Genomic DNA, 15,408 nt, shown 5'->3' on the forward strand with positions numbered 1-15,408 from the left:
TCGTCGTGCCTGCCGGGGCTGCCTCCGCCCAGCACTCGAACCTACCTCACGAGTCCTGTCTCCCTCTGGAGGGGCGGGATCCGCGATCGACAGGATCCGTGATGACCGATCAGCCGCGCCGCCGGACCGGCCCGAGGGGCCCGTGGACGACGTTCTGGCTGGCATTCGGCGTGCTCTTCCTGATGATGGGGTCGTACTCGCTGGCCACTCCCCAGGGCGCGAGCCCGGACGAGCCGGCGCACGCGATGCGCGCCTACGCGGCGGCTCACGGGCAGCTGTTCGGACCCGAGTCCCGGGCCGTCCCCGGCACCCTCGACCTACGCGTCTCCGAGTACTTCGCCCAGCTCGAGAAGCACATGCCGTGCTTCAAGCGCGACGTCACCCATACGCCGGCGTGCGTCACCCCGATCGCCGATGAGGATGCGGTCACCACCGGCCACTCCTCGACGGGGATCAGCACGCCGGTGTTCTATCTGGCGGTCGGCTGGCCCACCGCCGTCCTCGACGGCGCGAAGGGTCTCTACGCGATGCGCCTGGTCGGCGCCGCCCTCTGCGCGGCCCTCCTCGCGCTCGCCTTCGTGGCGCTGCGATCACTGCCCCGCGCGCGCTGGGCGACCCTCGCCCTGGCCGTCGGGGTGACACCGATGACCCTGTTCCTCTCCGGGACGGTGAACCCCAACGGACTGGAGGTGGCGGCGACCGCGGCCGCCTTCGCGTTGCTGCTGGCGACCTTCGCGACCGAGTCGTCCCGGCGCATCCTGGCGTGGCGGCTCGCCGGCGTCGTCGTCGTGAGCATCCTGCTGGTCAACACGCGCAGCATCGCGTTGCTCTGGCTGCTGCTCGCCCTGGTCGCCGCGCTCATCCTGAGCGACCGGGCCGTGCTGCGGACGGTGTTCCGCTGGTGGGCGACGTGGGTCGGTGTCGGGATCGTCGTCGCCGTGACGCTCGCGGTCGCGGTGTTCTACCTGCGTCCGCGCCCCCTGACGCCCGCCTACCAGCCGATCGGCGCCGGTAGCAGCTGGGGCCAGGGCTTCTCGTGGACCATCGATCAGACGTCCTCCTTCATGACCGGCTGGATCGCGCAGTTCGGCTGGCTGGAGATCCCCGCTCCGGCGATCGCGATCCTCATCTGGGCGACCCTCGGCGGAGGGCTCCTGCTCACCGGCCTGGTCTACGGCGGACGCCGCGTCGGGTTCGCCGCGCTCCCGGTCGCCCTCGCGATCGTCTTCGTCCCGCCGTTCTCGCAGGCGGCCGTGATCGGCGACGCCGGGTACATCTGGCAGGGCCGGTACACGCTCGCTCCGGCGGTCCTGCTGGTGGTCCTGGCGGGCATCGGCCTCGACCGCGGGCTCGGCGCCCGGTTCGACCTCCCGCTGCGCCCGCTGGTCCGTGTCGGCGTCGTCCTCCTCGGGATCGGGCACGTCGCCGCCTTCGTGTGGATGGTGCGCCGCTACGTCACCGGGCTCACTCCGACGGGCACCTGGCTCGACCTGCTGCGGCACCCGCTGTGGCAGCCGCCGGGGGGATGGGTCGCTCCCGTCCTCGTGCTCACCGCGGCCTCCGTCGCAGGGGCCTGGCTGCTCGCATCCAGAGAGCCCGTGCGAGAATGAGAGCGACGCTCGGTGTCCGCCCGCCCGAGTCCGCCCCCATCTAGTACCGTGACTGCCATGCCCTACGCCCTCTCCGACACTCTCATCGTCATGCCCGCCTTCAATGAGGAGGAGTCGGTCGCGGCGGTGATCGCAGAGGTCCAGCAGAAGCTTCCGGGTGCGGCTGTGCTCGTCGTCGACGACGGGTCGCTCGATGCCACCGCGGAGCGCGCGCACGAGGCCGGCGCACTGGTCGCCTCCATGCCGTTCAACATGGGCGTCGGAGGCGCGATGCGGCTGGGCTTCCAGTACGCGGTCGAGAACGACTACGCGGTGGTCGTGCAGATCGACGCCGACGGACAGCACGACCCGGGCAGCGTCCCCACCCTCCTCGCGGCACTGGACGACGCCGACCTCGTGATCGGGGCGCGTTTCTCCGGCGAGGGCGAGTACTCCGTCCGCGGACCGCGACGCTGGGCGATGAACGTGCTGTCCTCCGTGCTCAGCCGCGTCGTGCAGTCGCCGCTTAAGGACACGACGAGCGGCTTCAAGGCGAACGGCCCCCGGGCCGTGGCCCTGTTCGCGCACTCGTTCCCCGCGGAGTACCTGGGCGACACGGTCGAGGCCCTCGTCATCGCGGCGCGCGCCGGTCTGCGGGTCACCCAGGTCCCCGTTGCGATGCGTCCACGGGCAGCCGGGCAACCCTCCCACAACCCGATCAAGGCCGCGGTGTACCTCGCTCGGGCGTTCGTCGCCCTGCTGGTCGCCCTGATGCGGCCGAAGACCGCCCTGAAGGAGACGGCGACCGCCTGACATGTCGATCACCAGTTACATCTTCGGAATCCTCGCCGCCCTCCTCACCCTCGTGGTCGTCGTCGAGATGCTCCGCCGCGGGCGGATGCGGGAGCGGCACGCCATCTGGTGGATCGTCGCCGGCACACTGGCGCTGATCATCGGGGTCTTCCCGACGATCCTCGACTGGGCGGCCGGCCTCGTCGGCGTCGGCGCTCCGGTCAACCTCGTGTTCTTCGTCAGCATCGCCGTGCTGTTCCTCGTCTGCATCCAGCACAGCTCCGAGCTGACGACCCTGGAGAGCAAGTCCCGCACCCTCGCTGAGCGGAGCGCCCTGCAGGAGCTGCGCATCAGTCAGCTCGAGGAGCGGGTCGCCCAGCTGAGCCGCGAGAAGGAGTAACGGGTGCGAGGCATGTGGCGTCCACTGCTGGTCGTGTGGGCGCTGCTCTCGGCGCTGTGCGCCTGCTGGTCGTTCGCGACCCCGATCTCCGCATCGCCCGACGAGCCCGCCCACATCATCCGCGCGGCGAGCGTGGTCCGGGGCGAGCTGATCGGCACGCCGTCGCGCGACGGTCACATCGTCACGGTCCCGGCTTACATCGCCCGCACCGGGCAGGACACCTGCTTCGCCTTCAATCAGGGCGTGACGGCGGACTGCACCACCCGCGGCCCCGCGTCCACTCCCCCGCTCGCCGACCCCGACGCCCTCACCCAGGCTCCGACGACGGCCGGGCTGTACAACCCGATCTACTACGCGGTCGTCGGCTGGCCCTCGCTGCTCTTCCACGACGTCGGCGGCGTCTACGCGATGCGGATCATGAGCGGCATCCTGACGTCGCTGTTCGCCGCGCTCGGGTTCTCGGTCCTCTGGACGCTGCGGCGGCGGGCGCTGACCGTCCTCGGTTTCTCGCTCGCGATGACGCCGGCACTGCTCTTCCTCGGCGGCTCGGTGAACCCGAGCGCGGTGGAGGCGACGGGCATCCTCGCGCTGTTCGCCGCCATGGTCGCGGTCGTCATCGACCCGCGCCCCGCCCTCCTGCCGGTGCGCGCCGCCATCGTGGCGGTCGCCGGCGCGTTCGCCGTCAACGCCCGCGGCCTGTCCCCGCTCTGGGCCCTCATCGCGATCGCCGTTCCCCTGCTCCTCGCCCGGGTGGAGACCCTGCGAGACCTGCTGCGCAGGCGGCCCGTGTGGATCGCGGCAGCCGTCGTCGCGCTCGCGACACTCTTCGCGTTCGCCTGGACCCTGGGCAGCAACTCGCTGCACAACGCGGTCGACAACCCGGATTCGACCCCGCAGCACTTCCCCGGCATCGGGGTGAATCCGCTGAGCGGATTCTGGATCACCCTGCTGCGCACGGTCGAGTACGCCCACGGCGCCATCGGCCTGTTCGGCTGGCTCGACACTCCCGCGCCTCCGGAGGTCTTCTTCCTCTGGGCCGGCCTGATCGGCGCGCTGCTGCTCGCGGCCGTCTGCGTGCTGCGCGGTCGCCGGCTGGCCTTCGCCCTCACCCTGCTCGGGGCGTTCGTGCTGCTCCCGCCGGTCGTCCAGGCGGCCTACATCACCGGCGGCGGCATCATCTGGCAGGGTCGGTACGCGCTTCCGCTCTTCGTCTGCCTGTGCGTCGGCGTGGCCGTCGCGCTCGACCAGACGATCGCGCCCATCACCTGGCCCGTGTGGATGCGCCGGCTCACGCTGGTGACGGCCGTCGGCCTGGCGGTCGCGCAGTTCTATGCGTTCGAGAACACGATGCGACGGTATTCCGTCGGGCTCACCGGATCGCTCAAGGCGTTCCTGCTCGGAACGCCGCCGTGGAGCCCGCCCGGCGGTGTGCTCATCTGGCTGCTGCTGGAGGTGCTGGTCCTCGCGGGTGCGGCCTGGCTGGTGATCCGCGCGACCCGGCTGTCGGCCTCCCTGACGGAGGTATCGACCCGCCCGGTGGCCGTTACGACGCCGTAGCGCTTCTCCGCTAGGGTGTGGCCGTGCCTCCACTGACCGATGCCGGCCCGCGGGCGACGCTGCCCGTCGCCCGGCGGTGACGACGCCGACGGCAACCGGGCAGCGGGAGCTCACCCGCATCGTCGCCGTCCTCCCCACGACAGCAGCACGGCGTCCGGTCGCCGCCTTCTTCGCCGCCTGGGCCGTCCTCGCCGTGCTCGGTGCCGTCTGGGCGTGGGCGACTCCGCCCTCGGCCTCGCCGGATGAGCCGGCCCACATCGTCCGTGCCGCCAGCGTCGCCCGCGGTGAGCTGTTCGGCGAGCCCTCGGCGTGGGGCAACCTCGTGCACGTGCCGCGGTACGTCGCCGACTCGCACCGGGCCACCTGCTACGCCTTCCAGCCGAGCATCCCGGCGGCGTGTCCCGTCCCCGGTGGCGACCCGGCGGACACCGTGGTCGCCCCAACCTCCGCCGGGCTGTACAACCCGCTGTACTACGCGCTGGTGGGCTGGCCGTCCCTGCTCTTCGGCGACTCGGCCGGGCTGACCGCGATACGGGTGGCCAGCGCCGTGCTCTCTGCGCTGTTCGCCGCCCTCGCCTTCTCGGTCGTGATGACGCTCCGCGATCGCCGGTTCCCGGTCCTCGCCTTCGCCGTCGCGGTCACCCCGATGCTGCTGTTCCTCAGCGGGACCGTGAACCCGAGTGCGGTCGAGGCCACAGCCACACTCGCGGTGTTCTGCGGGATGCTCGCGATCACACTCTCGCCCGATCCTGCGCGGCTTCGCGGCCGCGTGGCGATCGTGGCCGTCTCGGCCGTCGTCGCCGTGAACGCCCGCGGCCTCTCCCCGCTGTGGGTGCTCGCCGCCCTGGCCGTCCCGCTGCTGCTGGTGAGGGGCGCCGCGCTGCTGCAGTTGCTGCGCCGTCCCTCCGTGATCGTCGCGATCTCCGTCATCGCGGCGGGTACGCTCGCGGCCGTCGGCTGGACGCTGGCCACGAACTCGCTCGCCAACGCCATCGCGCATCCCGAGGACGCCCTGCAGTTCCCCGGGGTCGGCGCTTCCCCGGTCACCGGTTTCCAGAAGGTGTTCCTCGGCACGATCGGATACTCGCAGGGCCTCGTGGGCCTCTTCGGCTGGCTGGACACCCCGGCGCCCGACCCCGTGCTCTACGGCTGGGGTCTCGCCATCGGCTCCCTCGCGGTGGGCGCGCTGCTCGTGCTGCGCGGACGCCGGCTGCTGATCGCAGCGGTGCTCGTCGGCGCGTTCCTCCTGCTGCCGGCGCTGGTGCAGGCGGTGTACATCCACGGCGGCGGACTGATCTGGCAGGGACGCTACAACCTCCCGCTCTTCCTGTGCCTGGTGATCGGGCTAGCGGCGCTGCTCGGGCGCGACGCGTTCCGCGCGCCGTCGGCATGGCTGCGGTTACGCATCCTGGTGGTCACAGCGGCCGCCGCGGGCCAGCTGTGGGCGTTCGAGGCGGCGCTGCACCGTTACGCGGTCGGCTCCAGCGGTTCAGTCAAGACCTTCCTGTTCGGCTCGCCGGCCTGGGCACCGCCCGGCGGAGTCGTGCTGGCGCTGCTGACCGCCGCGGCGGCACTGACCGTGGCCGCCGTGCTGCTGTTCCGCGCGGCCTCCGACGCGAGCGAGGGCCGCGAGGTCAGGACGGTTGCAGCAGGTCCCGCAGGACGTCCAGCCGTCGACGGCTAGCCAGCCGCTCGTAGCGTCCGCCCGCGGAGAGACGCAGCACGGGCAGGATGCGGGCCACCCGCAGCGCGGGCAGCGCCGCACGGGCCGCCTCGAACTCGGCCTTCTCCTCCGCGAGCGCGCGATGCTCGTACGGGATGCCGTCGGCGTCCGCCAGCCGGTCGGCGAGGAGGCGTGAGCGCACCGCGAGCATGCGGTTGCGCTCCCCGCGGCGGCCGAGCACACGGCCGATCTTGTGCCGAAGGGTCGGATCCCCGGCGCCGATCTGGTTCTCGTCGTGCCGCCGGTACCGGGTCAGCGGCCGCTCGCTCAGGTCGAGGCGGTCGCGCGCGGCCGCCTGGACGGCCAGCCACTCGTCGTGCACCCACTCGGCCGGGAACGGCAGCGCGGCCTGGAGCAGGTCGGCGGTGATCATGGCGGTCGCGCCGGTGGCGAGGTTGCGCCGCACGAAGATATCGAACGCGCGCCCGGAATGGACGGCCGCGCGCTCCTCCTCCGTGACCTCGAGGACGCCGAACAGGGTGCCGCCCGCGGGCATGCTGTCGTCGCCGATCAGCGTCGCGTCGGTGTGGAGGAACCCGAGGCCCGGGCGGTTGGCGAAGTAGGCGGCCATCCGCTCCAGCTTGTCCGGCTCCCACTCGTCGTCCTGGTCGCTCAGAGCGATGAGCTGCCCGTCGCACGCGCGGAGAGCCTGCTCGAAGTTGGCCGTCACACCGAGCGGCGTCTCGTTCCGCAGGATCAGGAGCCGCGGCGTCGGGGCGCCGGAGGCGCGGTGCGCCGTCAGCTCCTGCTCGACGAGCGCGAGCGTGTCGTCGGCAGACGCGTCATCCGACACCACCAGCTGCGCCGGCGGCAGGGTCTGGGCCAGGATCCCGGCGAGCTGCCTCCGGATGAAGCGCGCGCCATTGTGGGTGCACAGCGCGACGGAGACGGCGGGCGCGAGCGTCACCGGCGCCCCAGCCGGCTCCGGATCTTCTTGGCCACGACGGTCGGGCCGCCGTTGCCGAGGTAGTGGAAGAAGAGACCGACGTCGTGCCGGATGCCGTGCTTCTTCCGCCGCGTCGTCGTGCGGCGGGCGGGACCGCCCTGGCCGACGACGCCGCGGGCGACGAGGTCCGCGGCGTGCCGCGGGTCGGCGACGAACCGGACCAGCGGCTCCAGCACGACGCCCCAGAAGTAGCGCTGGCGCACGCGGGCGACGTTGCGCTTCGCCAGGCGGATGAACTTCTCGTCGTAGAGCACGGTCTCGAGGGCCGCGGCGAGCGCATCCACATCGCCGGAGGGCACGACGATGCCGAGCTTCTCCTCCTCGACCAGCTGCGCGAAGTGGTCGCCCTCGGTCACCACCATGGGCAGTCCCGCCCACAGGTAGTCGAGGATGCGCGTGCGGAACGAGAACGTCGTCTCGACGTGCGAGAAGTGCGTGCTCACGCCCGCGTCGGCCTCGGTGAGGTAGTTCTGGCGGTCGGCGTAGTCGACCCACGAGCTGTTGAAGAAGACGGAGCGGTCGAGCACGCCGAGGTCCTGCGCGAGCTGGCGCGACTCTGCCACGATCCCCATCTCCGGGACGCCGGGATGCGGGTGCTTGGTGCCCTGGAAGAACAGCCGGACGTCGTCGTGCGTCTCCGACAGCCGGGCGACCGCCTCGATCAGCGACTTGGGGTCGAACCAGTTGTAGAGGCCGCCGCTCCAGAGCAGCAGCTTGTCGTCCGCTCCGATGCCGGGCAGCACGCCCTTGAGCACGTCGCGCTCGTGCGCCGGGGGCGTCTCGGAGAGGCCGAAGGGGACGACGTCGATCAGGCCGTCGAGGTCCGGGTCCTCGTCGTAGTTGGCCGGGTTGATCCGCCCGAGGGCGGCCAGCTGGCCGAGGTAGAAGTGACGCTGGCGCTCGGAGGCGCACAGGAAGAAGTCGCCGCGCTCGAGCTGCTCGTTCAGCACGTCCGTCGCGTCGAGCACCTGCTTGTCCCACTGCGCGCGGCCGAGCTCCTTGCCCTGCTCGAGCTGCTCGAGGTGCATGGGGTCGTACACGTCGGCGACGATGATCCGGTCGGTCTTGCGGAGGCTCTCGAAGAGCGCCATCGCGAGACCCTGGAACACGATCACGTCGCTCTCGCGCTCGAGCGCGCGCATGGCGCGGTCGTCGCCGGGGCGCACGTGCACGACGTCGAAGGCCGCGGACACCGGCTCGACGCCGGCGAGCGAGACCAGGGTCACCATGTTGTCCTTGGACAGCGCCTCGGCCATGCTCCAGGCACGGATGGCCGGGCCGGCCATCTTCGCGCCGATCGGATCGCCGGTGATGATGAGCACGCGGGTCACGGCCGGCCGCTCGGTCACCGGGAACGCGGTGGCGAGCTTGTCGTAGCCCTCCAGGTAGTGCTCGTCCGTGTAGGAGGGGGCGTCGGTCTCGCCGAACAGCGACCAGATCCGGCTGTCGGCGACGACCCGGCTGCTCTGGATGCGCTCCCGGTCGGCCGCGAGGCCGGGGAGGTGCTCGACGAACTGGTCGATGGCGTAGACGGCGGCGACCGTCTCCTTGCCGATCTCCATGGTCGGGTCGTTCGACCCGCCCTTGCGCAGGTCGAACTCGGTGGAGTCGAGGCCGCCCTTGGCCACGCCGCGGCGAATGGTCAGCGCGAGGGTCGCGGGCAGCGCCGTGGCCAGCGCCTCGTCGCCGAGGTTCTTGTACTGCGTGAACAGCGCGTTCCGCTCGAGGAGGTAGCTCTCCTTGAACGCGCCGAACGACGACATGGACGCGTGGTGCTTGTGGTACGCCAGCGAGGCCGGCTCGTAGACGAAGCGGTGGCCGGCGAGGTTGAGACGCCAGCCGAGATCGACGTCCTCGAAGAACATGAAGAACCGCTCGTCGAAACCGCCGAGCGCCTCGTAGACGGAGCGGCGCACGAACATCGCCGACCCTGTGCCGAAGAGGACATCCTTGGGGACATCCGGGGTGGTCGGCACGGGCTGCGCGGTCAGCGGCTTGTAGCCCTGGCCGAACCAGGTCATCGCCGAGCCGATGTAGTCGACCTTGTCGCCGTCCCAGTCGAGCACCCGGCTGGCGACCGCGCCGACGCGCGAGCTCGACTCGAAGCGCTGGACCGCCGCCCGGACCCAGGCGGCATCCGGCTTCGCGTCGTTGTTGAGGAAGGCGACGTACTCGCCGGACGCCGATCGGACGCCGAGGTTGCAGCCGCCGGCGAAACCGAGGTTGGCCTTGGATTCGATCAGCACCACGTGCGGGGCCTCACGGCGGATGCGCTCGGCGCTGTCGTCGCCCGAGGCGTTCTCCACCACGACGATCTCGAGGCGGTCGGCGGGCCAGTCGAGGCGGCCGAGATGCTCGATGGCGGTCAGCGTGTCGTCGGTTCCCCGAAAGTTGACGAGAACGACCGAGACGACTCCGGGGCGCGTGATGGGCATGCGGTCCTTTCGCTGGCGAATCCGGCCGCAAGCCTACCAAGCGGCCCTGTGGGTCGCCCGGGGCGCGCCAGCCGGACTTGCTAAGCTCTCTGGCGTTCCCCCGCCCGGCACGCGAACGATGTGAGGCCGCCACCGCATGCAGACCGAGACCGCCACGGCGGCCCCCCGCCCCCGCTTCCGGGAGCGGCTGTTCTCGCGGGCGTCGATCGGCCCTGCTCTCCTGATCCTGGCGTCGCTGCTGGTCGGGATCGTGCAGGTCCCCGCGCACAAGGGCGTCTCGCCCGTCGACGAGTACGTCTACATCGACTACTTCGCCAAGGTGGCGACGCAGGGCACCGTGCACCGCGGCGAGCAGACCGGCACCTTCGCCCGGCAGGAGCTGGGATGCCGCGGCCTGCGCCTCCTGCAGCCGGCGCCCGACGCGCGCTGCTCGCTGACCAACGCCGAGAACAAGGAACTGTTCCCGTTCCACGGCGCCACGTCGGCGTACATCTACACCCCCCTCTACTTCGCCATCACGCGGGTGCTGGCCGAGCCGCTGGTCTGGGCGGGCGTCGGACTCGTGGATGCGGGCCGCTTCATCGGCGCGATCTGGCTGGCCGCCGCGGCATTGCTGCTCTACCTCGCCCTCCGCAGGCTGCGGGTGCACCCGGTCGCGGCGACCGCGACCGGGCTGCTGATGATCGGCTCCCTCCCCGCCTACTGGTCGAACACGTACATCAGCACGGACGCGACGGCCCTGTTCGCCGGCGGCCTGATGCTGTATCTCGCGACCTTCGTGGAGCACCGGCGCGGGCGCATCCTGTTCGTCGCCGGCGCGGCGTTCGTGACGCTCCTGAAGGTGCAGAACCTCGCCGCGGTGGCCGCGGCCGTGCTGTTCGTGCTGCTGCGCGTCGGGGTCGCCGCGTACCGCGAGCGCAGTTCGCGCGCCTCCTGGATCGGACGGCTGTTCGCCGACAGCCGCACCATCACCGTCATCGTCGCTGTCGTCGTCTCGGTGGCCGCGCAGCTCGCGTGGCTCGTCTACTCGAACGCGACCGCGGTGGGACCGGCGCCGGACATGGGGAAGGTGCGCCCGCTCGGCATCACCTCGATCATCCTGCAGTCGGGCCTGTTCATCGACACGGCGACCAAGGGCGTCGGCGACATCACGACGTTCCTCAAGGGCCCCGGTCTCTTCGTCAACTACGCGGTCTCCTGGATCGCCGTGGCCGGCGTGATCGGTCTGCTCATGGTCGCCCGCTGGGGCCGTCGCCGCAACGCGGTCGCCCTCGCGACCTTCGCCGCCGCCGTGATCTCGGCGCCGCTGCTGTCGGCGGTCACCTACGTGACCCTCGGCACGTACCCGGATCCCCCGCCCGGCCGCTACGGCATCTCGCTCGTCCCGCTGTTCCTGGCGTGCGCGGCGCTCCTGCTCGCACGGCGCCCGGTCCCCCGCTGGATCTTCGCCGGGGTCGGTGCGCTGACGTTCCTCGCCTCCCTCGTCCTCCCACAGGGCTGACCGTGGATCCGGTGTCGTCCGCCGCGCGCTTCCCCGGCCGGCTGTTCGCCTCGGTGTTCGCCGTCCTCTTCGTGATCATGGGAGCCTGGTCGCTCGCCACGCCCGTCTACGCCGTCCCCGACGAGGCCTCCCACACCGTCCGCGCGGCCGCGGCGGCCCACGGGCAGATCGTCGGCGACGGCCGGCACTTCCAGGCGCCGGGCTACCTCTACATCCCGGGCGCAGGGTCCTGCTTCGCCGGGCGGCCGGACAAGACGCCGGCGTGCGTGGGGACCTCGCCCTACGGCTCCGAGCTGCGCGACACGATCAGCACCGCGCAGACCAACTCGCCGGTGTACTACGTCATCGTGGGCCTGCCGACCCTCGTCCTCTCCGGACTTCCCGCCTTCTTCGGGATGCGCCTGCTCTCCGCTGCGCTCGTCGCCGCGTTCTTCGCTGCGACCGCGGTGCTTCTCCGCCGCCTCCCCGGCGCACGGTGGACGCTGCTCGTGCCGCTCGCGACCGTCACACCCGAGGTCGTCTTCCTCGGCGGGGCCATCAACCCGAACGCGGTGGAGATGGCCGCCGCCGGCGCGCTCTTCGCCTCGCTGCTCGTGCTGGCGCGGGTACGGCCCTCGGGCTGGTCGTTCGGCTTCGCCGCAGCGACCGCCGTCGCCTCCACCGCCCTGGTCACGGGCGGCCGGAGTCTCGGCCTGCTGTGGGTCGTCGTGGCGGGCGCCGGGGTGCTCGCGCTCCTGCGCAGGGACGACTGGCGCGCGCTGTCCCGCCGCACCTCGACCTGGGTCGTCCTCGCCGCTCTCGCGGTGATCGGCGCCGCGCAGCTGTTCTGGTTCACGCGGCCCGGCAACGGGGTCCAGGGCCAGGCGCATCCCACCCCCGGCAGCCTGGTCACCGTCGCCCAGAACATGGTCGAGAACACCTTCGTGTACTGGCGCCAGCTCACCGGCCAGTTCGGAACCGTCGACGTGCCCGCGCCCGAAGGGGTGCAGACGCTGTGGACGGCCATGTTCCTGGCGATCATCGTGCTGCCGCTCGTGCTCGGCCGGGGCCGCGAACGCTGGGTCGCGGCCGGGTTCACCGCGGTGCTCCTGATCGTCCCCATCGCGACGCAGGTCGCCCTGTGGCGTCAGGTCGGCGACGTGTGGCAGGGACGCTACATGCTCGCGGTGCTCCTGCTGATCGCCATCGCCGGAGGCCTGGCGCTCGACGCCGCCGGACGGCCGCTGACCCGGGCGTCGGTGGATGTCGTGCGCACGCTCGTCGTGCTCCTCGCGATCGGGCTGTTCTCCGCCTTCGCGTTCACCCTCCGCCGCTACGCCGTGACGGACAACTCCTGGGTCCGATTCCTCCTGGACCCGCAGTGGCAGCCTCCGGGCGGCACGATCCTGCTCACCCTGCTCACCATCGCCGCGCTGGCGTTCGGGGTGATCGCGGTGTGGCGGGCCCTACCGCGCCTCGCAGTGCGTCAGGGAGCGATCCAGGGCGGAGCCGCCGTAGGGACTGCGTTCGACTCGGGGTCGCACAGGAACTCGTAGATCCCGTCGAGCGCCGCATCCCAGTCGGAGTGCTCCGCGTCGATGGTGGCGACACCCGCCGCGGCGATGCGCCGGCGCGTCTCGGCATCCCGGACGAGCTCGTCGAGCCCGGCGACGACCTCGTCGTAGGTCATCATCGTCGTCCGCGCGTTCTCGCCCGGCTGGAACAGCCAGCGGAACCACGGCGAGTCCGGCACGACCATCGCCACCCCGCTCGCCATCAGCTCGAGCGGGAGGTACGACGGGTGCCGTGAGATCTGCAGCGTGATGCCGATGTCGGTGTCGCGGTACAGCCTCCCGGTGGCCCGGTAGTCGAGCAGCCCGAGGTCGATGAAGTCGGCGGAGGGCGGCAGGTACTTGGCCCCGGCCGCGACGATGCGCACCCGGTCGCCGTAGCGCCGCTTGATCTCGCTCAACGCGGCGAAGACGAGCTCCCAGCAGTTGCGGAAGTGGTCGCGTGCGTAGGCGAAGATCGTCACCGGATCATCGGCCGAACGCTCCGGCCGCCCCTGCGCGTGGAAGATGCTGCGGTCGACGGCCGGGTCGAAGTAGGTCGCCGTCCCGCCGTAGCCGCCCGCATAGATGTCGTGCATGCTCCGGGTGTTGCAGATGCCGTAGAGCCCGAGACGATACGTCTGCTCGGTCATCGCGAACATCGTGCTCGCCGGGTAGAACGACGGCTCGTAGTCCTGGATCAGGTAGAACTTGCGCGGAGTGCCGGGGGTCTTGGCCACATCCCGCGCGGTGAGCCAGAAGGTCGCGATGGCCGCATCGGCGGGCGGGACTGCTGCGAGGCCCTCCTCGGTGCCGTAGTAGTTGCCCACCTCGGAACCGGCGAGGCCGGGGAACGCCGCCACGATCGCCGACTCGTAGAACTCGTTCGCCGGGTGGCCGTTCACCAGGAACCGGTTGACGACGCCGTGCTCGCGGGCCAGCTTGTCGGCGATCCGCAGGGTGGTGTTGACCCCGCCGAAGAACGGCAGGTCGAAGCCGGGGAGCAGCCAGTTGATGGTGCGCACCTCGCGGCGTCCGGTGGTCGTGCGGTGCGTGTCGATGACGTGCGCGACCTCCTCCGCCGTGATGGTGGCGAGCGGCAGCAGGGCCGTCGCGTCCTCGGAGATGGTGGACTGCTGCGCGTCCGACTTCCACGGCCGGCCGAGACCCGCCATGGTCAGCTGGAGGGGCGGCGGGTCGTCCTTCGCCGCGAACCGGGGCACTTCCACCAGGCGGCACACGTTCGGCGAGATATAGGGGTCTCCGCTCGCCAGCCACGGCTGGTAGCGCCAGTAGCTGGCGAAGGAGTCGGCTCGCGGAGCGGTCCCGCCACGCGTCAGCGACTCGAAGTGCCGGACCGCGTCGAAGGGGATGACGACGTTCCGGCGCCCGCGGATGACCTGGTCGAGGCCCAGGACGACGTCGCTGCCGGTGAGCTGGAAGCGCTCGTCGAACCCGCCGACCTCCTCGAAGAGGTCGCGCCGGATGCCGACGCAGGCCGCCGTCACCGCCAGCGTGTTCCGGTACCAGCGCACCGGTCCGATCAGGGTGTCGGCCTCGGGGTCCATCCCGGCGAAGAGGTTCGCGGCGAATCCGCCCGGCCCGATCATGACCCCGCCGTGCTGCACACGTCCGTCGGCGGTGCGGTGCTGGAACCCGACGGTGCCGACGCCCTCGCGGTGCAGCATCCCGACCAGTTCGCGCAGCCAGCCGGCGTCCGCGACCTCGGTGTCGTCGTTGAGGAACACCAGGACCTCCCCCGCGGTCCCCCGGGCCGTCACGGTGTTCACGCGCGAGTAGTTGAACGGCTCCTCGTGCCACCAGACGTGGCGCAGCGGGATGCCGGGGTCGAGCGACGCGTACCAGGCCTCGTTCTCCTCGGTCTCGCCGCCGTTGTCCACGACGGTGACGTCGAACTCCGGATAGTCGGTCTGCGCCAGGCTCGGGAGCAGTCGCTCGAGGTTCGCTCGGCTGTGCCGGGTGGGCACGACGATGGAGACGGACGGCCAGCGCTCGGGCTGGAAGCGCACGCGGACCACGCCGTTGCTCACCTCGGCCGTCGCGTCCTCGCCCCGGTCGCGCAGCGCGCGGGCCAGCATGGCGGCGTCCTCCGCGGTGGCGGGGGCGCTCGGGTCGTCGGGCACGGACAGCAGCACGTGCGGCACCCGCCCGACGGAGGCGTCGGTCAGCTCCGAGTGCAGCAGGAGGCGCCAGATCCCGTGATCGTCGAGGGTCACGCCCGTGACGGCCCCGGCGTCGGGGACGCGGATGGCGAACGCGCGGCCCAGGTAGTTGGCGCCCAGCATGATCTCCGGCGACCACACCGGCCGGAACAGCGGGGACACGCGCTTGCCGTCGGCGGCGAGGCGATCCGAGTCGAAGGCGATCACGCGGCGCACGGGGTCGACCCGGTGCTCCTTGGCGACCTGCTCGAGCGCATGCGGATCGAGCACCGATCCCGCCTTGAGGAAGAGGACGAAGTCCTCCTCCACGTCGGGCAGCAGCTCACGCAGCGGGGTCCCGGTGCGCAGGACGAGCGGACGCGGCTCGACCGCGACCTGCGCGGTCAGGCTGTCGAGCGTCGTCTGCACGCGCGCCGACTCCTGCTCGTCGTCGGCGCCCGTGGTCTCGACGACCACCAGGAAGGTGGTCGTCGCTCCCGCGGGCAGCGGGTCGAGCGGGGGCTGTTGGGCGCGCCACTCGTCGTAGTCGGTCAGCCCGGGCCCGACCCGGCCCGGCAGCGCTGCCGGCGGTCGCAGCTCGGATCGGAAGGTCCGTGCGGCTTCTTTGCCGGCACGGAGCGCCTTACCGGGACGCGACTGCGGGGGAAGCAGGCGGCCGAGCGTGCGACGTGCGCCGCTCATCCATGCGTTCATCCGGGCAAGTCTAGCCGGGCAGGCGCCGCGCACGTCCCGCCTAGACTGGGGGCGAGGAGG

10 protein-coding genes are annotated in these 15,408 nt (G+C 71.6%); 7 read left to right on the forward strand and 3 right to left on the reverse strand.

Features of this window, described 5'->3' with window-relative positions:
- The first annotated feature begins 101 nt into the window (after positions 1-101).
- The 5 genes from QRN40_RS02375 to QRN40_RS02395 all read left to right on the forward strand — a co-directional run bounded on the left by QRN40_RS02375 (position 102) and on the right by QRN40_RS02395 (position 6,022).
- Complete coding sequence (locus QRN40_RS02375) at positions 102-1,610, forward strand: DUF2142 domain-containing protein (RefSeq protein ID WP_285113880.1); 1,509 nt, start codon at positions 102-104, stop codon at positions 1,608-1,610.
- A gap of 57 nt (positions 1,611-1,667) precedes the next feature.
- Positions 1,668-2,402, forward strand: a complete 735-nt coding sequence (locus QRN40_RS02380) for a glycosyltransferase family 2 protein (protein WP_285113881.1) — start codon at positions 1,668-1,670, stop codon at positions 2,400-2,402.
- A gap of 1 nt (position 2,403) precedes the next feature.
- Entirely contained in the window at positions 2,404-2,781 is a 378-nt protein-coding gene (locus QRN40_RS02385) for a DUF2304 domain-containing protein (protein WP_285113882.1), read from the forward strand.
- Between the two features lie 12 nt (positions 2,782-2,793).
- Positions 2,794-4,338, forward strand: a complete 1,545-nt coding sequence (locus QRN40_RS02390; RefSeq protein ID WP_285117426.1) for a DUF2142 domain-containing protein — start codon at positions 2,794-2,796, stop codon at positions 4,336-4,338.
- A 76-nt stretch (positions 4,339-4,414) separates the two neighbouring features.
- Positions 4,415-6,022 carry a DUF2142 domain-containing protein gene (locus QRN40_RS02395; protein ID WP_285113883.1) on the forward strand — a complete coding sequence of 536 codons (1,608 nt, stop codon included), beginning with the start codon at positions 4,415-4,417 and terminating at the stop codon, positions 6,020-6,022.
- On the opposite strand, the gene QRN40_RS02400 is transcribed toward QRN40_RS02395, so the two are convergent.
- Together QRN40_RS02400 and QRN40_RS02405 are read right to left on the reverse strand one after the other, a co-directional pair.
- The gene (locus QRN40_RS02400; RefSeq protein WP_285113884.1) at positions 5,973-6,968 is read right to left on the reverse strand and encodes a glycosyltransferase; all 996 of its coding nucleotides are present in this window, start codon (positions 6,966-6,968) and stop codon (positions 5,973-5,975) included. The two genes, QRN40_RS02395 and QRN40_RS02400, sit on opposite strands and share 50 nt — an antisense overlap.
- Entirely contained in the window at positions 6,965-9,442 is a 2,478-nt protein-coding gene (locus QRN40_RS02405) for a glycosyltransferase (protein WP_285113885.1), read from the reverse strand. The genes QRN40_RS02400 and QRN40_RS02405 overlap by 4 nt, the downstream gene beginning before the upstream one ends.
- A gap of 136 nt (positions 9,443-9,578) precedes the next feature.
- On the opposite strand from QRN40_RS02405, the gene QRN40_RS02410 reads away from it, so the two are divergent.
- Both QRN40_RS02410 and QRN40_RS02415 read left to right on the forward strand, forming a co-directional pair.
- Positions 9,579-10,943 carry a hypothetical protein gene (locus QRN40_RS02410; protein WP_285113886.1) on the forward strand — a complete coding sequence of 455 codons (1,365 nt, stop codon included), beginning with the start codon at positions 9,579-9,581 and terminating at the stop codon, positions 10,941-10,943.
- An 11-nt stretch (positions 10,944-10,954) separates the two neighbouring features.
- On the forward strand, positions 10,955-12,478 hold the full coding sequence (locus QRN40_RS02415) for a DUF2142 domain-containing protein (protein ID WP_285113887.1): 1,524 nt from the start codon (positions 10,955-10,957) through the stop codon (positions 12,476-12,478).
- Here QRN40_RS02415 and QRN40_RS02420 read toward each other — a convergent pair.
- A complete protein-coding gene (locus QRN40_RS02420) occupies positions 12,409-15,348 on the reverse strand; it encodes a rhamnosyltransferase WsaF family glycosyltransferase (protein WP_285113888.1) in 2,940 nt (979 codons plus the stop codon). The two genes, QRN40_RS02415 and QRN40_RS02420, sit on opposite strands and share 70 nt — an antisense overlap.
- Positions 15,349-15,408: the final 60 nt, after the last annotated feature.

The organism is Leifsonia sp. fls2-241-R2A-40a (assembly GCF_030209575.1).
Lineage (GTDB): Bacteria > Actinomycetota > Actinomycetes > Actinomycetales > Microbacteriaceae > Leifsonia.